General features: G+C 74.1%; 19 protein-coding genes. 13 read left to right on the plus strand and 6 right to left on the minus strand.

The features are described 5' to 3' along the window. Window positions 1-95: 95 nt before the first annotated feature. From AB0H32_RS19660 to AB0H32_RS19670, 3 genes are read left to right on the plus strand one after another with little or no spacing between them, the layout of a single operon-like run. On the plus strand, window positions 96-1,232 hold the full coding sequence (locus AB0H32_RS19660; protein ID WP_361121911.1) for a VWA domain-containing protein: 1,137 nt from the start codon (window positions 96-98) through the stop codon (window positions 1,230-1,232). After that, window positions 1,225-2,331: an XdhC/CoxI family protein gene (locus AB0H32_RS19665; protein ID WP_361121808.1), complete on the plus strand. Its 1,107-nt coding sequence runs from the start codon at window positions 1,225-1,227 to the stop codon at window positions 2,329-2,331. The genes AB0H32_RS19660 and AB0H32_RS19665 overlap by 8 nt, the downstream gene beginning before the upstream one ends. Window positions 2,332-2,354: 23 nt before the next feature. Then, the gene (locus AB0H32_RS19670) at window positions 2,355-3,044 is read left to right on the plus strand and encodes an SRPBCC family protein (RefSeq protein WP_361121811.1); all 690 of its coding nucleotides are present in this window, start codon (window positions 2,355-2,357) and stop codon (window positions 3,042-3,044) included. A 506-nt stretch (window positions 3,045-3,550) separates the two neighbouring features. Here the strand turns inward: AB0H32_RS19670 and AB0H32_RS19675 are convergent. Both AB0H32_RS19675 and AB0H32_RS19680 read right to left on the minus strand, forming a co-directional pair. Next, entirely contained in the window at window positions 3,551-4,144 is a 594-nt protein-coding gene (locus tag AB0H32_RS19675) for a GNAT family N-acetyltransferase (RefSeq protein WP_361121814.1), read from the minus strand. Between the two features lie 23 nt (window positions 4,145-4,167). Further along, window positions 4,168-4,668, minus strand: a complete 501-nt coding sequence (locus tag AB0H32_RS19680; RefSeq protein ID WP_361121817.1) for a metallophosphoesterase — start codon at window positions 4,666-4,668, stop codon at window positions 4,168-4,170. 108 nt (window positions 4,669-4,776) lie between these two features. Here AB0H32_RS19680 and AB0H32_RS19685 point away from each other — a divergent pair, with 108 nt between their 5' ends. From AB0H32_RS19685 to AB0H32_RS19705, 5 genes are all read left to right on the plus strand, one after another. Beyond that, a complete protein-coding gene (locus AB0H32_RS19685) occupies window positions 4,777-5,214 on the plus strand; it encodes a MarR family transcriptional regulator (RefSeq protein ID WP_361121820.1) in 438 nt (145 codons plus the stop codon). Continuing rightward, a complete protein-coding gene (locus tag AB0H32_RS19690) occupies window positions 5,211-5,432 on the plus strand; it encodes a hypothetical protein (protein ID WP_361121823.1) in 222 nt (73 codons plus the stop codon). The genes AB0H32_RS19685 and AB0H32_RS19690 overlap by 4 nt, the downstream gene beginning before the upstream one ends. Before the next feature lie 7 nt (window positions 5,433-5,439). Continuing rightward, the gene (locus tag AB0H32_RS19695) at window positions 5,440-6,024 is read left to right on the plus strand and encodes an isochorismatase family protein (protein WP_361121826.1); all 585 of its coding nucleotides are present in this window, start codon (window positions 5,440-5,442) and stop codon (window positions 6,022-6,024) included. Between the two features lie 445 nt (window positions 6,025-6,469). Then, window positions 6,470-8,020, plus strand: coding sequence for a cbb3-type cytochrome c oxidase subunit I (locus tag AB0H32_RS19700; protein WP_361121914.1), 1,551 nt, complete (start codon window positions 6,470-6,472; stop codon window positions 8,018-8,020). Further along, the gene (locus tag AB0H32_RS19705) at window positions 8,017-8,400 is read left to right on the plus strand and encodes a cytochrome c oxidase subunit 4 (protein WP_361121828.1); all 384 of its coding nucleotides are present in this window, start codon (window positions 8,017-8,019) and stop codon (window positions 8,398-8,400) included. Before AB0H32_RS19700 ends, AB0H32_RS19705 begins: the two co-directional genes overlap by 4 nt. On the opposite strand, the gene AB0H32_RS19710 is transcribed toward AB0H32_RS19705, so the two are convergent. The 3 genes from AB0H32_RS19710 to AB0H32_RS19720 form a co-directional block, all read right to left on the minus strand. After that, the gene (locus AB0H32_RS19710; RefSeq protein ID WP_361121831.1) at window positions 8,336-9,829 is read right to left on the minus strand and encodes a ubiquinol-cytochrome c reductase cytochrome b subunit; all 1,494 of its coding nucleotides are present in this window, start codon (window positions 9,827-9,829) and stop codon (window positions 8,336-8,338) included. The two genes, AB0H32_RS19705 and AB0H32_RS19710, sit on opposite strands and share 65 nt — an antisense overlap. Further along, window positions 9,826-10,095, minus strand: a complete 270-nt coding sequence (locus tag AB0H32_RS19715; RefSeq protein ID WP_361121834.1) for a hypothetical protein — start codon at window positions 10,093-10,095, stop codon at window positions 9,826-9,828. The genes AB0H32_RS19710 and AB0H32_RS19715 overlap by 4 nt, the downstream gene beginning before the upstream one ends. 81 nt (window positions 10,096-10,176) lie before the next feature. Continuing rightward, window positions 10,177-12,624 carry a SpoIIE family protein phosphatase gene (locus tag AB0H32_RS19720; RefSeq protein ID WP_361121837.1) on the minus strand — a complete coding sequence of 816 codons (2,448 nt, stop codon included), beginning with the start codon at window positions 12,622-12,624 and terminating at the stop codon, window positions 10,177-10,179. A 204-nt stretch (window positions 12,625-12,828) separates the two neighbouring features. Here AB0H32_RS19720 and lanKC point away from each other — a divergent pair, with 204 nt between their 5' ends. From lanKC to AB0H32_RS19740, 4 genes are all read left to right on the plus strand, one after another. Further along, the gene (gene lanKC, locus AB0H32_RS19725; RefSeq protein ID WP_361121840.1) at window positions 12,829-15,519 is read left to right on the plus strand and encodes a class III lanthionine synthetase LanKC; all 2,691 of its coding nucleotides are present in this window, start codon (window positions 12,829-12,831) and stop codon (window positions 15,517-15,519) included. Between the two features lie 49 nt (window positions 15,520-15,568). Continuing rightward, window positions 15,569-15,685 carry a SapB/AmfS family lanthipeptide gene (locus tag AB0H32_RS19730; RefSeq protein WP_361121843.1) on the plus strand — a complete coding sequence of 39 codons (117 nt, stop codon included), beginning with the start codon at window positions 15,569-15,571 and terminating at the stop codon, window positions 15,683-15,685. A 94-nt stretch (window positions 15,686-15,779) separates the two neighbouring features. Continuing rightward, on the plus strand, window positions 15,780-17,480 hold the full coding sequence (locus tag AB0H32_RS19735) for an ABC transporter ATP-binding protein (protein ID WP_361121846.1): 1,701 nt from the start codon (window positions 15,780-15,782) through the stop codon (window positions 17,478-17,480). 86 nt (window positions 17,481-17,566) lie between these two features. After that, window positions 17,567-19,537 (plus strand): ATP-binding cassette domain-containing protein, encoded by a 1,971-nt coding sequence (locus AB0H32_RS19740; protein WP_361121917.1) that lies wholly within the window; start codon window positions 17,567-17,569, stop codon window positions 19,535-19,537. On the opposite strand, the gene AB0H32_RS19745 is transcribed toward AB0H32_RS19740, so the two are convergent. After that, window positions 19,538-20,146, minus strand: coding sequence for a response regulator transcription factor (locus AB0H32_RS19745; protein ID WP_361121849.1), 609 nt, complete (start codon window positions 20,144-20,146; stop codon window positions 19,538-19,540). 342 nt (window positions 20,147-20,488) lie between these two features. On the opposite strand from AB0H32_RS19745, the gene AB0H32_RS19750 reads away from it, so the two are divergent. Continuing rightward, window positions 20,489-22,639: a SpoIIE family protein phosphatase gene (locus tag AB0H32_RS19750; protein ID WP_361121920.1), complete on the plus strand. Its 2,151-nt coding sequence runs from the start codon at window positions 20,489-20,491 to the stop codon at window positions 22,637-22,639. Window positions 22,640-22,756: the final 117 nt, after the last annotated feature.

A 22,756-nucleotide genomic window follows, 5' to 3' on the forward strand; every position in this document is an offset into this window, starting at 1 on the left:
GTTCGGGCGGTGCAGGCAGGCCCAGCGGTTCGGGCGGTGCAGGCAGGCCCAGCGGTTCGGGCGGGCCGGGGGGCGCGGGGCGGGCGGCGGATGCCGTGCTGGTCGGCTTCGTGCGGGCGTTGCGGGCGGCGGGGGTCGACGCGAGTACCGAGCGGCTGTACGCGTTCCTGCGCGCGGTGGACGTGCTGCGGCCCGGGATCCGGGCGGACGTGTACTGGGCGGGTCGGGCGACACTGTGCGGCGGACACGACGACCTGGAGCGGTACGAGCGGGTGTTCGCCGCGTACTTCGGGCCGGTCGGCGAGCCCGCCCGGCATCCGGTACGGGCAGCTGCGCCGCCCCGGATGCGGCTCGTCGTGCGGGATGCGCCCGCCGGGACGCGTGCGCCGGGCGAGAGCGAGCCCCTCGGACCACCCTCCGCCGCCCTCGCCAGCTCCGCGGAGGTACTGCGGCACCGCGACGTCACCGACCTGGACACCGCTGAGCGCGCCCAGCTCCACCGGCTGCTCGCGGCCTTCGCCCTGCACGGGCAGACCCGGCGTTCGGCACGGCGCCGGCCCGCCCGGCGCGGGGACATCGACCCGCGCCGCACCGTACGGGAGCTGCTGCGGCGCGGCGGTGAGCCGGCCCTGCTGCGGCGGCACGCGCGCGTGCAACAGCCCCGTCGGGTCGTGCTCCTCGTCGACGTGAGCGGCTCGATGGCGCCCTACGCCGACGCGCTGCTGCGGTTCGCCCATGCGGCGGTGCGTGCGGGCCGGACCGAGGTGTTCACCATCGGCACGCGGCTGACCCGGGCCACCCGCGAGCTCTCGCACCGTGACCCGGACCTGGCGATGGCCGCCCTCGCGGCGGCCGTGCCGGACTGGCGCGGCGGCACCCGGCTCGGCGAGCTGCTGCGCGAGTTCCTCAACCGCTGGGGGCAGCGCGGCATGGCACGCGGCGCGGTGGTCGTCCTGCTCTCGGACGGCTGGGAGCGCGACGATCCGGAGCTGCTGGGCGCGCAGATGCGCCGCCTGCACGCGCTGGCGCACCAGGTGATCTGGGCGAACCCGCGCAAGGCCCGCCCCGGCTATGCGCCGCTGGCCGCCGGGATGGCGGCGGCCCTGCCCAGTGTGGACGTCTTCGTCGAGGGACACAGCCTGGCGGCGCTGGAGCGGCTGGCGGCGGTGGTGCGCGGGGCGGAGGCCGGAGATATCCCCGTGCCCGTCGGGAAAGGAGCGGAGCGTGCGTGAGATTCTGCCCGCGCTGGAGCGCTGGTACGCGGCCCGGATGCCGTTCGGTCTGGCCACCGTCGTCTCGGTCAGCCGCAGTGCGCCGCGCGGCCCCGGCGCCGCCATGGCCGTGGGGTCCGACGACGAGGTCGTGGGGAGCGTCTCCGGGGGCTGTGTGGAAGGCGCGGTGTACGAGCTCGCGCAGGAGGTGGTGGCGGGCGGCGAGGCGCGGCTCGAGACCTTCGGGTACAGCGACGAGGACGCGTTCGCGGTCGGCCTCACCTGTGGTGGCGAGATCACGGTGCTGGTGCGGTCCGTGACGCCCGAGACCGACCCGGCCTTCGGCGAGGTCGCCTCGTCCGTCGCCGCGGGCGAGCCGGTGACCGCGGCCACAGTGGTCGACGGGCCTGCCCCGCGCGGGGCCACGCTGGCCGTCTGGCCGGGCACCGTGGCCGGGACGCTCGGCGCGAGCGGACTCGATGCCGCGGTCACCGCCGACGCGCGCGGCGAACTCGCCCTCGGCGCCTCGGTGCTCAGGCACTACGGACCTCACGGGGAGCGCCGCGAGGACGCCGTCACGGTGTTCCTGCAGTCGTTCGCGCCACCGCCGCGCATGCTGGTCTTCGGCGCGATCGACTACGCGGCCGCGGTGGCCCGCATCGGCGACTTCCTCGGCTACCGGGTCACCGTGTGCGACGCCCGCCCGGTCTTCGCCACGCCCAAGCGCTTCCCGGCGGGCGTCGAGGTCGTCGTCGAATGGCCGCACCGCTATCTCGGGAGCACCGACACCGACGAGCGCACGGTGATCTGCGTTCTCACCCACGACCCGAAGTTCGACGTGCCGCTGCTGGAGGAGGCGCTGCGCCGGCCCGCCGCCTACATCGGGGCGATGGGCAGCCGCCGCACCCACGACGAGCGGCGCGAGCGGCTGACCGAGGCCGGTCTCACGGAGGCCGAACTGGCCCGGCTGCGCTCGCCGCTCGGGCTGGACCTCGGGGCCCGCACACCCGAGGAGGTCGCCGTGTCCGTCGCCGCCGAGATCGTCGCGCTGCGCTGGGGCGGCAGTGGCGCACCCCTGACCACGACCGCCGGAGCCATCCACCACCCCGCCGCTTTGTGAGTTGCGGGTGCGAGGAGGAACCCATGGAGCTGCACCACGAGTTCACGGTCCCCGTCCCGGTCGAGGACGCCTGGCACGCGCTCCTCGACATCGAACGCGTCGCGCCCTGTCTGCCGGGCGCGGCGGTGGAGGAGTACGACGGCACGACCGTGACCGGCTCGGTGAAGGTGAAGGTCGGGCCGGTCACGGTGATCTACCGGGGCACCGCGGTCTTCGAGGAGAAGGACGAGGCGGCGCACCGGATGGTGCTGGTGGCCAGCGGCCGGGAGACGCGCGGGCAGGGCACGGCCAGAGCGACGGTCACCGGTGCGCTGAGCGAGCGTGATGGCGGCACGGCGGTGTCGGTGCGGACCGATCTGACGGTGACCGGGCGTCCGGCGCAGTTCGGCCGCGGCGTCCTGGCGGAGGTGGGCGACCGGCTGGTGGGTCAGTTCGCCGCGTGCCTCGCGCAGCGGCTCGGCGAGCCGCCGCCACGGACGACCGGGCAACGACCGCCACGGACGCCCGGGGAACAACCGGGACCTCCCGCCGCCGGGGACGAGGAGGCGGTGGAGCCGCTCGACCTCCTGCGCGCTGCGGGGCTGCCGGTGGCGAAGCGGGCCGGTGTCGCGGTGGCGGCGGGCGCGGCGCTGGCGCTGGTGGCCACCTGTGTACGGCACCGGAGGCAGACCCGACCCGCCCACCGGCACCGGCACCGGCACCGGCACCGGTAGACACCGCACCCGACGCCCACGAGTCGGCCCCGGCCCGGGCAACTCCGGCCGAGCCAGTCCCGGCACCGTCGGCCGCGGCTCAGGCAACTCCGACTCGGAAAGTCCCAGCTCGGTCAGCCCCGGCTCGGACAGTCCGGCACGGTCGGCCCAGCTCAGTCGCCGCCGGATCAGGCAGCTCCGACTCAACCAGTCCCGGCACGGTCGGCCCCGGCCCAGACAACTCCGACTCGGAAAGTCCCAGCTCGGTCAGCCCCGGCCCAGACAACTCCGACTCGGAAAGTCCCAGCTCGGTCAGCCCCGGCCCAGACAACTCCGACTCGGAAAGTCCCAGCTCGGTCAGCCCGGCTCGGACAGTCCGGCACGGTCGGCCCAGCTCAGTCGCCGCCGGATCAGGCAGCTCCGACTCAACCAGTCCCGGCACGGTCGGCCGCGGCTCGGACGGCCCGGCGTGATCGGCCTCGGCTCAGGCAGTTGCGGCACGGCCGAACCGGATCAGTCGGCCCGGATCAGTCGGCCCCGGACACGAGGGCGTGCAGGTGCTCGTCGTGCCAGCCGTCGGCGTGCAGGAGCGAGGAGCGCATGGTGCCCTCGAAGGCGTATCCCACCTTCTCCGCGACACGGCAGGAGGCCGCGTTGGCGACCGCGTGGCACAGCCGCAGACGGTGCAGGCCCAGGTCGTCCAGGGCCCACCGGCCGAGCCGCCGGGCCGCCTCGACGACGATGCCGCCGCCGCGCGAGGCGGGCAGCACCCAGTACATGACGTCGGCGCTGCCTCCGGCCAGGTCGACGGCGTGGAGCCCGGCGAGACCGAGCGGCGCACCGCCGGGCTGGGCGATCGCCCACACGGCGCCGGTCTCGGCCCGCCACCGCTCGTGCATGCGCTCGATCCGGGCGCGGGCCTCGTCACGGCTGGAGACGGAGAACAGGTTCCACTGCCGGATCGCCGGGTCCTGCCCGCCGGCCAGCAGCGCGTCGGCGTCGGCATCGTCGGCCCGCCAGGGCCTCAGCTCCAGGCCGCCCGGCAGGTCGAGGACCGGCTGGTCGCCCTTCGCCATGCGGCCCGCGGGGACGACGTCGGGTATGTCGATTTCGTTGATCATCAGCGCATCGTGCCACAGGCCCGCTACCGCTGAGGCAGACGCCGGAGGGTGACGTCGGTGAGCGCGCCGTCGGCGAGGGTCGCCGTGAGGTAGGTGCAGTGCGGCTGTCGGCGGCGGTCGGTCGGGGAGCCGGGGTTGAGCAGCCGCAGGCCGCCGGGGGCGACGGTGTCCCAGGGGATGTGGCTGTGGCCGAAGACCAGTACGTCGAGGTCGGGGAAGCGGGCGGCGCAGCGGGTCTCGCGGCCCTCGGCGGGGCCCGTCTCGTGCACCACGCCGAACCGCAGGCCGCCCAGTTCGGCGTAGGCCACCTCGGGGAGCCGGGCGCGCAGGTCGGGGCCGTCGTTGTTGCCGTGGACACCGATGAGCCGGCGGCTGCGGCTCTCCAGCAGGTCGAGAGTGGCGGTATCGACCCAGTCGCCGGCGTGGAACACGACGTCCGCGTGCGGGAGTTCGGCGAGCAGCTGGTCGGGCAGCTGCTTGGCACGCTTGGGGAGGTGGGTGTCGGACATCAGGAGAAGGCGCACACCACCAGCCTAGGGAACCCGGGAGGCCCGCGACCTCGGGGGAATTATTCAGGTTGGACTGAACAGTTTCGACTGGACAGTTTCAGCTGCCCGTCCTAGCCTGGCGGCATGGAGCACATCTCGGACTCCGCCGGCCGCGCCGCGCTGGACCTGCGCGTGGTCTTCAGCCGGCTGCGGCGCCGTATCCGCGAGGTCGCGCAGGACGCCGACCTCACGCCGTCCCAGGAGTCGGCACTCTCCCTGGTCGGCAAGCACGGCGCTGCCACCGCCAGCGCCCTGGCCGCCGCCGAGGGGGTGCGGCCGCAGTCCATGGCGACCACGCTGGCCGCCCTGGAGCAGCACGGCCTGATCCGGCGTGCCCCCGACCCCGACGACGGCCGCCGCCAGCTGGTCACCCTCACCGAGGCCGGCCGGGCACGGGTCGAGGGCAACAGGCAGCTGCGCGAGGAGTGGCTGGCCCGCGCCTTCCAGGACCGCTACACCGAGGAGGAGCGGCAGACGGTCCTGACGGCGATTGAGCTGCTGGCACGGCTCTCGCGTCCGTGACGTCCGGACTCACCCGCCGACTCGGCGCGTCCTCGGTCACCGCGACGCTCCACCCCCGACTCGGCGCGATCGCGGCCACCGCGGCACTCCCCCCGTACCGCACCGATCCGGCCGGACCACACGGCCCGACCCTGTTCATGCCCGCCGGTCCGGCTCTGCCGCCGGCGGCGATCCCGCCCGGCCGTCCCCTCGGCCGGCCCACCCCTCGAAAGGCCTGACCGACTCATGTCGCTCACCACCCTCGACCCCCGTACCGCCCTCGTCGCGATCGACCTCCAGGCCGGCATCACGGGCATGCCCACCGAGCCGTACCCCGCCGCGGACGTCGTGTCCCGCACGGCCGAACTCGCCGACGCGTTCCGCTCCCGCGGCCTGCCCGTGGTCCTCGTCCGGGTCTCCTTCGCGCCCGACTGGGCGGACGCCGTCCCCGGCCGCACCGAGAGGCAGGCCCGTGGTCTGGCCTTCCCGGAAGGCTGGGACGTCATCGTCGACGAACTGTCCGGCCATCCGGGAGACATCCGCGTGACCAAGCACAACTGGAGCGCCTTCCACGGCACCGACCTGGATGTCCAGCTGCGCCGCCGCGGCATCACCCAGATCGTCCTCACCGGCATCTCCACCAGCATCGGCGTCGAGTCCACCGCCCGTGACGCCTACGCCCACGGCTACCACGTCACCCTCGCCACCGACGCGATGGCCGACAGCGACCCGCAGGCGCACGCGGGCAGCGTCGAGCGGATCTTCCCGCGGCTCGGCGAGAGCGGAACGACGGCGGACGTCCTGGAGCTGCTGGCCAAGACCCACGCCTGACCGGCCGACAGGCCCGGCCCCCCGCACCGGCGGGTGCTCGCCAGGACATCTGCTCGCACCGGGGGCCGGGTTGGCATTCGGCCACGCACGCGCCGTGTCATTGCGCCAACCGGTGGCGATCAAGGAGTCCTGGAGGCCACCGGCTACGACCTGACGCCCGCCCGGCCCAGCTCCTCGGTGTCCCGGCGGGGCTTTCCGCGCGCTGCTGTCCGGCACGGCGATGCCGCTCCGGCGCCGAGGGCGGTACACGTGGCGGCGTGTGCAGGGCGTGGCGCGGGCGGGGCTTCGGGCACGGGGAGTAGCGTCACCGGCGATGACCGAACTACCCGAATTGCCGGATACCCAGGAGATCGTCGCCCGGTACACGGCCCCCGCCCCGCGGCCGGGCCGGGCCGTGCTGCGCTGGGTCTCCACGACCGACCACAAGGTGATCGGCCGGCTCTACATGGTCACGGCGTTCTGCTTCTTCCTGCTGGCCGGGCTGCTGGCCCTCGCCATGCGCGCCGAACTGGCCCGGCCCGGACTGCAGTTCCTGAGCGAGCAGGGTTACGACCAGTTCTTCACCATCCACGGCACCATCATGATGCTGTTGTTCGCGACGCCGATGTTCGCCGGCTTCACGAACGCCGTGATGCCGCTGCAGATCGGCGCGCCGGACGTGGCCTTCCCGCGGCTGAACGCGCTGTCGTACTGGATGTACCTGTTCGGCGGGCTGATGGTGGTGTCCGGGTTCCTGGTGCCGGGCGGTGCGGCCGCCTTCGGCTGGTTCGCGTACGCGCCGCTGAACAGCGCCTACTTCTCCCCCGGCGCGGGCGGTGACCTGTGGGTGATGGGCCTGGTGGTCGCCGGTGTGTCGACAACGCTCGGCGCGGTCAACTTCATCGCGACGATCATGTGCCTGCGGGCGCCGGGCATGACGATGTTCCGGATGCCGATCTTCACCTGGAACGTGCTGTTCACCTCGATCCTGGTGCTGCCCGCGTTCCCGGTGCTGACGGCGGCGCTGCTGGCGCTGGAGGCGGACCGGAAGTTCGGGGCGCACGTCTTCGACGCGGCGAACGGGGGTGCACTGCTGTGGCAGCACCTGTTCTGGTTCTTCGGCCATCCCGAGGTGTACATCGTCGCGCTTCCGTTCTTCGGGATCATCTCGGAGATCCTGCCGGTGTTCTCGCGCAAGCCGCTGTTCGGATATCTCCCGATGATCGGGGCGACGATCGCGATCACCATGCTGTCGGCGGTGGTGTGGGCGCACCACATGTTCGCCACGGGCGCGGTGCTGCTGCCGTTCTTCTCGGCGATGTCCTTCCTGATCGCGGTGCCCACGGGCATCAAGTTCTTCGCGTGGATCGGGACGATGGTCCACGGGTCCGTCTCGTTCGAGACACCGATGCTGTGGTCGCTGGGGTTCCTGGTGTCCTTCCTGCTGGGCGGGCTGAGCGGGGTGCTGATCGCCTCGCCGCCGCTGGACTTCCATCTGACCGACTCGTACTTCATCGTGGCGCATCTGCACTACGTGCTCTTCGGCACGGTGGTGTTCGCGATGTTCGCCGGGTTCTACTTCTGGTGGCCGAAGCTCACCGGGAAGATGCTGGACGAGCGGCTCGGCAAGCTGCACTTCTGGCTGCTGTTCCCGGCGTTCCAGCTGACCTTCCTGGTGCAGCACTGGCTGGGCGAGGAGGGAATGCCCCGCCGGTACGCGGACTATCTGCCCTCGGACGGCTTCACGCTGCTCAACACCCTGTCGTCGGCCGGTGCGTTCCTGCTCGGCGTGTCGACACTGCCGTTCCTCTACAACGTCTGGCGCACCGCGACCAGGGCCGGGAAGGTCACCGAGGACGACCCGTGGGGGTGGGGGCGGAGCCTGGAGTGGGCGACGTCCTGCCCGCCGCCGCGCCACAACTTCCTGGCACTGCCCCGGGTGCGCTCGGAGTCGCCGGCCTTCGACCTGCACCATCCGGAGGTCGTCCGGACCGCCGAGCGGGAGGGGCTGCGGTGAAGGCGGAGGCCATGCTGTTCGGCGGGGTGGCGGTGTTCTTCGGCGGGGCCGCGGCCCTGTACGGGGTGTGGTCGGAGGACGAGACGGGCACGACCGCGCTGGTCGTCGCGTTCGGGATGGCGGCGCTGGTCGCGTTCTTCTGCCTGATCCAGTACCGGCGCAGGGGGACGCGGGCCCAGGACCGTACGGACGCGGAGGTGACGGAGGGGGCCGGTCCGGTGGCGTTCTTCCCGGACGAGAGCCTGTGGCCCGTCGTCACCGCCCTCGGGTTCGCGGTGACGGCGACCGGTGTGGTCTACGGGCTGTGGCTGTTCCTCATCGGTCTGGGTGTTCTGGCCCGCGGCGTGTTCGGTCTGGTGTTTCAGTACGTGCACCGGTGAGGGGTCTGCGCGGTGCGCCGGGACGGAATCTCCCGACCGGCTCGTGGTCGCTGCCGTAGCCGCCGGTGACGCTCTGGCGGATCTCGCCGGTCGGCACGCCCTCGGCGAGGCGCTCGCACTCGGCCGCGGTCAGCGCCCGGCACACCCAGCGGGTGAGCACGAAGGCGAGGACGGGGGCCACGACGAGGGCGACGCGCAGAATCCAGGTCAGGGCGTTGACGGAGATACGAAAGGTCTGGGCGATGATGTCGTTGCCACCGGCCAGCAGCAGCACGGCGTAGAAGACCGTGCCCGCCACCCCCAGGCCGGTGCGCACGGGGCGTTCGCGCGGCCGGTCGCACAGGTGCTGCTCCTGCCGCCCCTCCCCCGTCAGGCGCTGCTCCACGAACGGGTAGGCGTACAGCACGGTGAACAGCAGGCCGGGCAGGACGACGGCCGGGAGCAGCACGTTCCACATGAGGGTGTGTCCGGCGACGTTCGTCTCCCACGGCGGGACCAGGCGCAGGGCGCCCTCCAGGAAGCCGACGTACCAGTCGGGCTGGGACCCGGTGGAGACGACGTCGGGGCGGTAGGGGCCGTAGTTCCAGACCGGGTTGACCTGGGCGAGGCCGGACAGCAGCACGAGCACGCCCGCGAGGGTCAGCGACAGGCCCGCGGACAGGGCGGTGAAGTGCGGGAACAGGGGCTTGCCGAGGACGTTGTGCCGACTGCGGCCGGGACCGCGCCACTGGGTGTGCTTGAGGGTGAAGACCAGGATCAGATGCACCGTCACCAACGCGATGAGGGCGCCCGGCAGCAGCAGGATGTGCACGGGGTAGAGCCGGGTGATGAGGTCGTGGCCCGGGTACTGGCCGCCGAAGACGAAGAAGGCCACGTACGTCCCCACCACCGGCAGGGAGAGCATGATGCCCTGGGCGATGCGCAGGCCGGTGCCGGAGAGCAGGTCGTCGGGGAGCGAGTAGCCGGCGAAGCCCTCGGCGAGCGCGAGGACGAAGAGGGTCAGACCGATCGCCCAGTTCAGCTCGCGGGGCCTGCGGAAGGCGCCGGTGAAGAAGATCCGCAGCATGTGCAGGCCGATCGCGGCGACGAACACCAGCGCGGCCCAGTGGTGGGCCTGCCGCATCAGCAGTCCGCCGCGCACGTCGAAGCTGATGCGCAGCGTGGAGTCGAAGGCCGCCGACATGAGCACCCCGCGCAGCGGGACGTAGGTGCCGTCGTAGACGACCTCGCGCATCTCCGGCTGGAAGAAGAACGTCAGCCACACCCCGGTCAGGATCAGCACGAGGAGGCTGTAGAGGGCGATCTCCCCGAGCAGGAAGGACCAGTGCTCGGGGAACGCCTTGCGCAGCAGTGCCCCGCCCTCCATGACGGGCAGCCTGGCGTCCGTGGCGTCCGCGAGCCGCTCGGCGCGGCGGCCCGCCCGGCTCATGTGTCCTCCGCCGCCGCCCGCTCCACTTCGGCCTCCACCTCGACGCGTGGCCGGCCCGTTTCGCGGGCGTAGTCGGTCACCGCGGTCTGCACGTCCCGCGCGAGGTCCCGCCAGGCGCGCAGGGCGGTCTCGTAGGTGCCCGACTGGGCGCCCTTCATCCCCTGCTCGGCGGGCGGCCCGTAGGTGTCGCGCAGCTCCTCGACCGTGCGCTGTGCCGCGTCGGCCGCGCGCTGCTTCTCCACGAGTTCTTCGAAGGTGTGTGCCACGCCGACCGACCCTAGGCACCGGGGGCGTGCGGGCCGCTCCGACCTGCCGTGCGCGGCCCTGACCGGTACCCGAGTGGCGGGTCAGCTCTCGGGGACGATGTCCGCCCACACCTGTTTGCCGCCGCTGACCGGCACGGTTCCCCAGGCCTGGGACACCGCCTCCACCAGCAGGATGCCGCGGCCGCCGGTGGCCTCCCAGCCGATGTTGGTGGGCTTGACGGGGCTGCGCGGGGAGGCGTCGGCGACGGAGAGCCGCAGCCGGTGGTTGATCAGGCTGAGGTCGAGGCGGACCTGGCCGTCGGTGTGCACGAGGGCGTTGGTGACCAGTTCGGAGACGACTAGCAGGGCCGTGTCCATGGTGGCGGGCGACACGCCCCAGGTGCGCAGGGTGCGCCGGGTGAAGCGGCGGGCGTGCCGGGCGGCTTCGGGGACCCGCCACACGGTCCAGGTCTCGCGCAGCGGGCGGATGGCCAGGCCGTCGTAGCGCACCAGCAGCAGGGCGACGTCGTCGTCGCGGCGGGCGGCGGCGAGCAACACGTCGGCGACGAGACCCAGGTGGGCGGGGTCGGCGGCGGCCAGCTCGCGGGTGAGCCGGTCCAGGCCCACGTCGATGTCCGACTCGGCGGACTCCACCAGCCCGTCGGTGGTCAGCGCGAGGACCGTGCCGGGCTGGAGCCTGAGCAGGGTCATCGGGAACTCTGCCTGGGTGAGCACACCGAGCGGCGGGCCGCCCTCGGCGACGACGATCTCGGTCGAGCCGTCCGGGTGGCGCAGCACGGGCGGCAGATGGCCGGCGCGGACGCACCAGGCGGTGCCCTGCTCCATGTCGGCGTCGACGTAGCAGCAGGTGGCGAAGAGGTCGGTCTCCATCTCGAGCAGCAGCCGGTTCGCCAGGGCGACGACCACGTCCGGGGTGTGGCCCTCGGTCGCGTAGGCGCGCAGGGCGGTGCGCATCTGGCCCATCAGGGTGGCCGCGCCCGCGTTGTGCCCCTGGACGTCGCCGATGACGAAGGCCACGTGGCTGTCGGCGAGCGGGATCACGTCGTACCAGTCGCCGCCGACCTCCAGCCCCGCGGTGGTGGGCAGATAGCGGGCCACGGCGACCGCGCCGGGCAGCCGGGGCAGGCGGCGCGGCAGCAGGGTGCGCTGGAGCATGCCGACGAGTTCGTGCTCGGCGTCGAAGGCGTGGGCGCGCAGCAGAGCCTGCCCCGTCAGGCCCGCGCAGGCGGTGAGCAGGGCGCGTTCGTCGGGGCCGAAGTCGTGCGGCCGGTCCCAGCCGATCAGGCAGGCGCCGGCCATCCGGCCTCCGGCGGGCAGCGGCAGGACGGCGAGGCCGCCGGGTCCGACGTCGGCGAGGGCGGGCTCCAGCGGGGTGCCGGCGGGCCAGATCCGGGCGCGGCCCTCGCGCAGGGCGGTGGCGAGGGTGGGCATGGCGCGCACCGGTGCGTCGGGCCATTCGGTGCGCCATTCGGAGCGCCACAGCTCGGGCCAGGCCTCGGGTTCGGGCGGGTCGAGGACGGTGACGACGAGCCGGTCGTTCTCCAGTTCGGCCAGGGCGATGCGGTCCGCCCGAAGGGGTTGGCGCAGGGCGGCGACGACGGCCTTCCCGACGTCCTTGACCGTGCCGGCCATGGCGAGGGAGGCGGCCAGGCGCTGCACCCGGGCCACGTCGGTGACGTCGGAGCGCAGGGTGGAGGCGTCCGCGACGGTGCCGGCGAGCCGGGCCGGGCGCCCCTCGCCGCCCGGCAGCAGCCGGCCGCGCAGCCGGAGCCATCTGGGTGGTCCGGAAGGCTGCAGGATGCGGAAGTCCAGTTCGCGGTCGCCGATCGACATGTGGTCGGCCTCGACCACCGACATCAGGGCGGGCAGGTCCTCGGGCTCGGTCAGACCGAGCAGCGTCTCCACCCGGCCGTCGAACTCGTCCCGGGCGATCCCGAAGAGCCCGAGGATCTCGTCGCCGACCTCGACCCGGCCGGTGTCCATGGCCAGGCTGAACGCGTCCGGCGGCAGCTCGCCGCCGTCCGCGGCCGCACCGGCCGGTACGGGTGCGGCGACCGCGCGGGCGATCAGCTCCAGGCAGGCCCGGTCGTCGGTGCCGAAGCCGCCGGGGTGCTCGGTCGCGGCGACCAGACAGCCGCTGCCGGCCTGGCCGAGCGGCAGGACGGCCACGGAGAAGTCCGCCGACGGTGTCCGGCGCGCCTCGGGAAAGTCGGCCAGCTCGTCCGGGCCCAGCCACAGCGGTCGCCCGATGCGCCGGGCCTCGGCGACCGGGGAGCCGCCCGCGGCCGGATAGCCGTCCCTGAGGCCGTACAGCGTGCGCGGCAGGCCGGCCGACTCGGCCAGGCACAGCGTCGAAGGGTCGTCGCCGGGCACGTAGACACCCACGAACGCCGCCCCTGCGAGCACGAGTGCCTGCTCGAGTACCCGGCGCAGCCGGTCGGGAGAGGCGGGTACGGCAAGGAGTGTTTCAAGGGCAAGTTCGGCACGCTCGGCTCTCGTTCTGCGCACCGCAGCACCCTCACTGGCCACTTCGCCATTACAGCGCGTATGAGCCGCCTGCGCAGCCCCTGTGAACGCCGCGGGGCGCCCCGCATGCACGGTGCGCTCGAAAGCCACCGAACACATCTTTACCCGTGCGTTCCGCACAGTGATCTCGTGACAGTCGTTACTGTCCGCGACCGATCGCCTCCTGCGAGTGTCTACCGGGTCACCGAAGGAGGGGGCACAAGGGGCATGGACAAGCGGTACGAGGTGTACGCGCTCGCCGACGGGCACTTCTACGACACGCCCGACCGGCTCTCGGCGGACGGGAGCGAGCCGGCTCCGCTGTTCGCGACGGCGCGCCGTGCGGTGCCGGACGGCTGGCACGCGGGACGTACCGGCGACTGGCTGATGCTGACCCCGCTCGGCGAGGACGGTGCGCCGCTGCCGTCGCCGGCCCAGGGCTGGAAGATCCACTCCTCGGCCACCCGGGCGAACGCGGAGCGGATCGCCCGCACCGTGTGGGACTACTGCGTGCTGCGCCGCATCCCGTTCAAGTTCGTGCCGTCCGCACATCTGCTGCACCTGCGCAACGCCAAGTACGCGGGCCGCGACACCAGCGGCAAGTTCGTCACCGTCTACCCGGCCGGCGAGGAACAGCTGCACGAGGTGCTGCGCGAGCTGGGCGTGCTGCTCGAGGGCTGCGAGGGGCCGTACATCCTGACCGATCTGCGCTGGGGCGAGGGCCCGCTCTACGTCCGCTACGGGGCCTTCGCGCGCCGGTACGTGGTCGACGAGCGCGGCTCGCTGGTGCCAGCGGTGACCGACGGGGAAGGACGTCTGGTCCCGGACCGGCGGGCGCCCTCCTTCCAGGTGCCGGACTGGACCACCCTGCCCGAGTTCCTGCGGCCGCATCTGGAGGCGCGCAACACCACGACGGTGGGCGACCTGCCCTACCGCATCGAGAAGGCGCTGCACTTCTCCAACGGCGGCGGGGTGTACGTCGGCACGGACACCCGGGACGGACGCCGGGTGGTGCTCAAGGAGGGGCGCCCGCACGCAGGGCTGGCCGCCGACGGAGCGGACGCGGTGGCCCGGCTGGAGCGGGAGAAGGAGGCCCTGGAGCGGGTCGCCGGGACGGGTGTGGTGCCCGAGGTGCGGGACTGGTTCACCCTCGGCGACCACCGGTTCCTGGTGATGGACCATGTGGCGGGCCGCCCGCTCAACGCCTTCTTCGCCGAACGGCATCCTCTGCTCACACCCGACCCCGATCCGTCGAAGATCGCCGACTACACGGCGTGGGCGCTGCGCATCCACCGGGCCGTGGAGCGAGCGGTGGAGACCGTGCACGCACGCGGGCTGGCCTTCAACGATCTGCACGTCTTCAACATCATGGTCGCCCCGGACGAGGAGACGGTGTACCTCATCGACTTCGAGGCGGCGGCCCCGGCCGCGGAGAACGGCCGGCAGACGGTGGCCCACCCCGGCTTCTTCGCCCCGCCGGACCGCCGCGGCAAGGACGTCGACCGGTATGCGCTGGCCTGTCTGCGCCTCGCCCTGTTCCTTCCCGTGACCACGCTGTTCGTGGTGGACCGGGGCAAGGCGGCCCATCTGGCGGACGTGATCGCCGAGCAGTTCCCCGACGTGCCGCGCGGCTTCCTGGACGAGGCCGTCGCCGAGATCACCCGGGACACGGCGGCGGGGAGGGCCCGTCCCGCGTCCGCTCCCCTGGTGGTGCCGGGCGACTGGCCCTACAGCCGGGACTCGATGGTCAAGGCGATCCTGGCCTCCGCGACCCCGGAGCGCGAGGACCGGCTCTTCCCCGGCGACATAGCCCAGTTCTCCGACGGCGGCGGCCTCGGGCTCGCGCACGGCGCGGCCGGGGTGCTGTATGCGCTGGAGGCCTGCGGCGCCGGGCGCTACGACGAGGGCGAACGCTGGCTTCTGGACCACACCGCGCCGCCCCCGCCCGGCACACCGCTCGGCCTGTACGACGGTCTCGCGGGCGTGGCCCTGGTCCTCGACCGGCTCGGCCACCGGCAGCGGGCGCTCGACCTGGTCGGGGGCATCCTGCGGGAGAACTGGCGCAGCCTCTCGTCCGACCTGCACGGCGGCCTCGCCGGACTCGGCCTGGTCCTCGGCCACTTGGCGGACTCCACGGGCGAGCCGGAGCTGCGCACGCATGCCGCCGAGGCCGCCGAGATCCTCGTACGACGCCTGACCGAGCCGGTTGCGGACCCGCCCCGGCGGCGGGCCGGTCTGCTGCGGGGCGCCGGCGGGCCCGCGCTGTTCCTGCTCCGGCGCTACGCGCAGACCGGTGAGCCGCGTCTCGCGGCGGCGGCGGCCGAGGCGCTCCGGCGCGACCTGGCCTGCTGTGTCGTCCAGGAGGCGGGCGGCGGTCTGGAGGTGGACGAGGGCCGGCGGACGCTGCCGTACCTCGGTGACGGGAGCGTGGGGATCGGGCTGGTCCTCGACGACTACCTGGCCCTGGCGGGCGAGGGCGGCCGGAGATTCGAGTCGCTCGCCCGGGCGGCGGACGACAGCCGGGAGTCGGCCCGACTCGCCCACGCTGCGGGCGCCGCCGAGGAGTTCGAGCAGGCGCGGACGGGCATCGTCACCGCGGCCACCTCCCGCTTCTACGCCCAGCCCGGCCTCTTCCAGGGCCGCGCCGGAATGATCCTGCACCTGGCCCGCAGCACCGCGCCGGGCGCCACCCGGGAGCGGCTGGAGCGGCAGATCGCGGGGCTCGGCTGGTTCGCGATGGCCTACCAGGGCCAACTCGCCTTCCCCGGGCACCAGATGATGCGGCTCTCCATGGACCTCGCCACCGGAACGGCAGGCTGCCTGCTCGCGCTCGCCTCGGCCCTCGGCGACGAGCGCACCGCACACCTGCCCTTCCTCCCGCCGCCACCGGCGGCCCACACCCGCGGCTCCGCAACCTGACGGAGTCGTGACACAACCCCCGTCCCCAACAAAGGGAAAGGACACGACCATGGCACTTCTCGACCTGCAGATCCTCGACTCCGACGAGCACAACGGCGGTGGCGGCGCCAGCACGCTGAGCCTGCTGTCCTGCGTCTCGGCGGCGAGCATTCTGCTCTGTCTCTGACCCGGCCGGTGAGGCCATGGCTCCGGGCGTCCCTCTCCCCGTGCGGGAGGGGCGTCCGGAGCCTTCCCGTCCGATCCGACGCGAGGCGCAGCCGATGACGCCCAGTCCCGACACTCCCGACCGTCTGCCGCGCGCCGTGCTCCGGCACGCCGGAGCCCGCTGTGCCGCCCTGTGCGCCGTGAGCACGGCCGCCACGGCCGCCGCACTGCTGCTGCCCGCCGCGCTCGGCCGGACCCTCGACCTCCTGCTCGCCCATGCGCCGGCCGCCCGCTGGGTGGCCTGCTGTGCGGGGCTGGTGCTGCTGCTCGCGGCGCTGGACGGGTGCGCGGGCGTTCTCACCGGCACGCTCGACGCCCGGTCCACCGCATGGCTGCGCGTCCGGGTCACCGGGCATCTGCTGGCCGTGGGCCCGCGCGCGGGCGCCCGGTTCGGCGCCGGGGACCTCGTGGCGCGGCTGGTCGGCAGCGCCCCGCAGGCCGGGACGGCGCCGGGCGCGCTGGCCGCACTGCTCGCCGCGCTCGCCGGGCCGGTCGGGGGTGTGGTGGCACTCGGGCTCATCGACCCGTGGCTGGCGGCCGTGTTCCTCGCCGGTGCCCCGGTCCTGGCGCTGCTGCTGCGTGCCTTCGCCCGGGACACGTCGGCATGCGCGGCCGACTACCTGCGTGTGCAGGGGCGGCTCGCCGGCGCGCTCGCGGAGGCGGTCGGCGGCTCCCGCACGATACGCGCCGCGGGCGTGGCGGACCGGGAGGCGGCCAGGATCCTCGCGCCGCTGCCCGAGCTGTCCCGCGCCGGGCACCGCATGTGGCGGGTGCAGGGGCGAGCCGCCGCACAGGCGATGACCGTGGCACCGCTGCTCAACCTGGGCGTGGTCGCGGTGGCCGGGCTCCTGCTCGTGCGGCACCGGCTCACGGTGGGCGAGCTGCTGGCCGCCTCCCGCTACGCGGTCCTCGCGACGGGCGTCGGGGTGCTGGTGGGCCACCTGGCCGCGCTCTCCCGGGCCCGCGCGGCGACCGGGCGGCTCGCCGAGGTGCTGTCCGAGCCGGCGCCCGGATTCGGCACCCTGCACCTGCCGCCCGGCCCGGGGCGGCTGGAGCTGCGGGGCGTGACGGCGCGCCGGGGCCGGCACACCGCCCTGGACGGCGTCGACCTGGTCGTCCCCGGCGGCACGACCCTCGCCGTGGTCGGCCGCTCCGGCAGCGGCAAGTCCCTGCTCGCCCAGCTCGCCGGCCGACTCGCCGACCCGGACGCGGGCGAGGTGCTCCTCGACGGGGTTGCGCTGCGCGTCCTGGCCCACGCGGACCTGCGCCGCGCGGTCTCCTACGCCTTCGAACGCCCCGCCCTGCTGGGCACGACCGTCGAGGACACCATCGCGTTCGGGCTCGGCGCACCCTCGCCCGCCCGGGTCCGGTCGGCCGCGGCCGCGGCCCGCGCCGACACCTTCGTACGCCGGCTGCCCCACGGTTATGCCACGCCGTGCGCGGCAGCGCCCCGCTCCGGCGGCGAATCGCAACGCCTCGGTCTCGCCCGCGCCTTCGCCCACGGCGGCCGCCTGCTGATCCTGGACGACGCCCTCTCCAGCCTCGACACGGTCACCGAGCACGAGATCACCGAATCCCTGCTGGCCCCCGGCGCGGGCCCCACCCGTCTGCTGATCGCCCACCGCGCGGCCACGGCGGCCCGCGCCGACACGGTCGCCTGGCTGGACGGGGGACGGGTACGGGCGGTGGGCCCGCATGCCGAGCTGTGGCGGGACGCGGAGTACCGGGCGGTGTTCGGTGAGGGGTACCACGCGTGAACGCGCACCGGGTTCCCCGCCGGGAGAGGAAGTCGCCGACGGCCGTCCGAAGCCGGGCGGGGCGGTTCCTGCGGACGCGGTGGCGGGTGCTGGTCCGGCTGGGCGTCTGGTCCGTCCTGGAGGCCGGGCAGACCTTCCTGGCCGGGTACGCGCTGGCACGGGCGCTCGACGCCGGGTTCCTGGCCGGGAACACCCGGGCCGGTCTGCTGTGGCTCGGAGCGGCCGGGCTCGCGGTACTGGCCGGTGCGTACGGGACCGGGCGGGTGTACGGCATGGTCGCCGCGCTGGTCGAACCGGTACGGGACCGCCTGGTGGCGGCGGTGGTCGGGCGCGGGGTGCGGGAGGCGGACGCCGGGGCGCTGTCCGGGCTCACCCAGCAGGTGGAGATCGCGCGGGACACCCTCGCGGGCCTGGTGCTGGTCTCCCGCTCGTTCCTGTTCACGGCCGCGGGCGCGCTGATCGGCCTGTTCTCGCTGGCCCCGCTGCTGCTGGCGGTCGTCGTGCCTCCGCTGCTGGCCGGAGTGTGCCTGTTCGTGGCCACCCTGCGGCCGCTGGCCCGCCGTCAGGAGGCGTTCCTCGCCGCCGACGAAGCACTCGCCGAGGACCTGGGCGCGGTGTGTCTCGGCCTGCGGGACGTCACCGCCGCCGGCGCCGAAGCGCAGGTGGCGGCCGACACCGGTGAGCGGATCGAGGCGGAGCGGCGCGCCGCCCGCGCCCTCGCCCGCTGGAGCGTGACCCGCGTGGCCGCCCTGGCGGTGGGCGGCGAGCTGCCCCTGGTTCTGCTGCTCGCCAGCGCGCCATGGCTGCTCGGGCGCGGCGTGACCCCGGGTGCGCTGGTCGGCGCCCTCGCCTACATCACCCAGTCCCTGCTCCCCGCCCTCCAGAACCTCGTCCACGGCCTGGGCACCAGCGGCTCCCGCCTCACCGTCGTCCTGCGCCGCCTGATCCCCCCGTCAGCCTCCGGGACACCGAGCCCCGACGACCGACCCGGTCCGTCCCCGGCGACAGGGCGGGCGCACCTGCACGACGGGCCGTGCGGGGGGCCGTATGCCGGACCGCGCGAGGAGCCGTGCGACGGAGCGCACGCAGGGCCGCACGACGGACCGACCCGACATGACTCGCCCGGCCTGCACAAGCAGCCGACGGTTCACGCCACGCCGGAACCCCACGAACAGCCGAGGTCACACGCCACGCCCGAACCGCACCAACAACCGAGGTCACACGCCACGCCCGAACCGCACCAACAGCCGACGTCGCACGCCACGCCCGAACCGCACCAACAGCCGACGTCGCACGCCACGCCCACACCAACCGGCGCCCCCGCCCCGGGTCCCGCGCTCACCTTCGCCTCCGTCTCCTTCGCCTACGGGCCCGCCAGTGAACCCGTCCTCGACGGGCTCGACCTCAGCCTGCCCGTGGGAGGCCATCTCGCCGTCGTGGGCCCGAGCGGGATCGGGAAGTCGACGCTCACGGGGCTGGTCGCCGGGCTGCTGGAACCCAGGGAGGGGGAGATCCGGGTGTGCGGGCATGCCGTGCCCGGACCAAAGGCTGCCGCGTCGCGCGTGCTGATCCCGCAGGAGGCATACGTACACAGCGGCACCCTCGCCGAGAACCTGGGCCTCTTCCGCCCGGAGCCGGTACCCGAGGCGGAGCTGCTGGCCGCCGCCGACGCGATCGGGCTGACCCCGCTGCTGGAGGCGCACGGCGGCCCTGCGGGCCGGGTCGACCCGGCCGCCCTGTCGGCGGGCGAGCGGCAGCTGATCGCGCTGGCTCGGGCCTATCTCTCGCCCGCGCCCCTCGCCCTGCTCGACGAGGCGACCTGCCATCTCGGCCCGGAGGCCGAGGCCCGTGCCGAGCGGGCGTTCGCCGCCCGCCCGGACGGCACCCTGGTGGTCGTCGCGCACCGCATCAGCTCGGCCCGGCGCGCCGGCCGCATCCTGGTCATGGACGGACCGTGCACCGCCTGCGGCACCCACGACGAGCTGCTGCGGACCTCGTCCCTGTACCGGGACCTGGTCGGAGGGTGGACGGCGCGTCCGGCCACACCGGTGCGGTGATCACACCCAGCCCTCTCCCCGCGATATCCGGATCGCGTCTATGCGGTTGCGCGCCCCGGTCTTCCGGGTGATCGCCGCCATGTAGTTGCGCACGGTGCCGTGGGACAGATGGAGGCTCCCGGCGATCTCCGCGACGGACGCCCCCGCGGCAGCCAGCGACAGCACACTCAGCTCGCGTCTGGTCAACGGCATCTGCGCCGCCTTGAGGAAGCCGAAGCCCAGCGACGCATCGACGAAACGTTCCCTCCCCGCGACACAGCGGATCGCGCGCACGAGCCCGTCCGGCGAGCCGGCCTTGTCGACGAAGCCGAGCGCCCCCGCCTCGGCCGCCCGTTTCAGCAGCCCGGGCCGGTTCGCACTGGCCAGCACCACGAGCGCCGGCGGCCGGCTCGCGGTTCCGGGCGGGCACAGGTCGCCGAGCGGCGGCACGCCGTGGCCGTCGCCGTACTCCAGGTCCGCCGCGCACACGTCCGGGCGCGAGGAGCGCACCTTGGAGGCCGCGCCGCGCCACGGTGTGTCCTCCACCTGCAGACCGGGCGCCCGCCGTAGCCATTCGGCCAGAACCGATCGCACCAGACACGCGTCGTGGACCAGAAGTACCCGGATCACTGCCCGCCCCTCCAGTTGGCCGTACATCGACCTGCATCGCCGTGCTCACGTCTTCAGGTGTTCAGCGCGTGCCCCATTCTTGGGCAACGTCACCGTTGGCGGGCGCGGAGAACCGGCCATCAGGGTGCGCGGGGGCGCACGCAGGGCGCCCGTACGCCGCCCTGCGCTTCGGCCCGGGGCGCATGGGCCGGGCCGGACGGGGTATCCGGAGGACCACCGGGGCAGCCGCGCCCCTTTGCAGGTCAGGGCAGCCCCCGCGCATACAGGAGGCGTTCGCCGTGCGTGGCGCGCCCCCGCGAGGGAGCCTTGAGCCGGGGGTGCGACGCGCGGCCGTACGAGGAGGTGGTCGGCGTGTCCGACGCGCCAGGGCCTGCGCAGGCACCGGCGGCCACCAGGGCGCCGGTCGGCAGGCCGGTGCTGTCGCTCGCGCTGGCCGCGATGATGGAGGACGTGGGCGCGCACTCCGGTGCGGTGTACCTGCTCAGGCCCGACGAGCCGGTCCTGGAGATGTCGGTGATGGCGGGCATGCCGCGGGCGTTCGCGGCGCCGTGGGAACGGGTCGGGCTGAGCGCGCCGATCCCGGTCGCGGAAGCGGTGCGGGGGCGGCAGGTGGTGTGGGTGGGGGGCGAGGAGGAGATGGCGCGGCGCTACCCGCGGATCGCGGTGGTGCTGCCGTACCCGTTCGCGCTGGCAGCGCTGCCGGTGGCGACGGCGGACCGGGTCTACGGTGCCGTGTTCGTCACCTGGCCCGGAGCACATCCGCCGGAACTGTCCGACTGGGAGCGCGACGTCCTGACGTCCGGCTGTGAGCGGCTGGCCCTGCGGATGGCGCGGGCCGACCAGGAGAACAGCCCCCTCGGCCCCGAGGCCGACCTGCTGATGACGCCTGCGGGCGTGGCGGGGACGCTGGGGTCGGTGGAGGCGGTACGGCTGGTGGCCCGGCTGCCGTACGGGCTGGTGTCACTGGATCTGCACGGGCGCATCGCCTTCGCCAACCCGGCGGCCGCCGAGCTGCTGGGCAGGCCCGTGGGGGAGCTGCTGGGCACGCTGCCGTGGGTGTCGGTGCCGTGGCTGAACGATCCGATGTACGAGGACCGGTACCGGGCCGCGCTGATCAGCCAGCAGGTGACCTCGTTCGTGGCGCTGCGGCCGCCGGGCGAGTGGCTGTCGTTCCGGCTGTATCCGAGCACGTCCGGGCTGAGCGTACGGATCAGCCGGGCCCGGGCGGTGGCGGAGATGACCGCGGGGAGGCCGCAGCCGGGTCCCGGGCCCTCGCGGCTGGTGTCCATCTCGCAGGTGCTGAGCCTGGCCGGCGCGCTGACCGAGGCGGTGGGGGTGCAGGACGTGGTGCAGCTGGTCGCGGACGAGGTCGCACCGTCGGTCGGCAGCCAGGCGCTGGTGTTCCTCGGCTCCCAGGGCGGCAGGCTGCATGTGCTCGGGCATCGCGGCTACCGGGACGCGAACGCCGTCGCGCGGCTCGACGGGCTGCCGCTGAGCGAGCGCAACCCGGGCGCCCACGTGCTCACCAGCGGGGTGCCGGCGTTCTTCGACTCGCGGGAGCAGCTGGAGCGGCTGTACCCGGGCCCGCCGGAAACCCCGGACGGGTTCGCCGCCTGGGCGTATCTGCCGCTGATCGCGTCGGGACGGCCGGTGGGCACGTGCGTGCTGGCGTACTCCGAGCCGCATGTCTTTCCCGCCGACGAACGGGCGGTGCTCAGCAGCCTCGGTGGCCTGATCGCGCAGGCGCTGGAACGCGCCCAGCTCTACGACGCCGAGCATCGTCTGGCGCAGGGGCTCCAGGAGTCGCTGCTGCCGCACTCGCTGGCGCCGCTGCCCGGCATAGAGGCGGCCGCCCGCTATCTGCCGGCCACCCAGGGCATGGAGATCGGTGGCGACTTCTACGACCTGGTGCCGACCCGGCCGCTGGCGGCGGCGGTGATCGGGGACGTGCAGGGGCACAACGTGACGGCGGCGGCGCTGATGGGCCAGATCCGCACCGGGGTGCGCGCGTACACCACGGTGGGGCAGGCACCCGAGGAGGTGATGGGCAGTACCAACCGGCTGCTCATCGACCTCGGCGCCGACCTGTTCGCCAGCTGCCTGTATCTGAGGCTGGACCCGGCGCGGGGACGGGCGGTGATGGCACGGGCCGGGCATCCCCCTCCGCTGCTCCGGCGCCCGGACGGACGGGTACGGGTGCTGGACCTGGCCGGCGGCCCGCTGCTGGGGATCGACTCGGCGGCGGTCTACCCGACGACCGAGGTGTCCCTGACCCCCGGCTCGGTGCTCGCCCTGTACACGGACGGTCTGGTGGAGTCGCCCGGCATGGACATCGAGGACGCCCTGGTCGACCTGGGGGCGCTGTTCGCCGAGATCGGCCACCAGCCCCTGGAGCAGCTGGCCGACGAGCTGGTGCGGCACAGCGTGGCGGCACGGGAGCGGGTGGACGACACGGCGGTGCTGCTGCTGCGGGCGTGCGACGACGCCGGCTGAACGGCACGACAGGAACGGTCCGGCCCTCCCGCGGGAGGGCCGGACCGTTCCTGTCGTCGGGCCCGCTGTGGGCCGGTCAGGGAGTCACGAGACGGCCCGGGTGACCCCGAGGTCCCG

The sequence above is a fragment of the Streptomyces sp. NPDC020362 genome (assembly GCF_040642095.1).
Classification (GTDB): Bacteria; Actinomycetota; Actinomycetes; order Streptomycetales; family Streptomycetaceae; genus Streptomyces.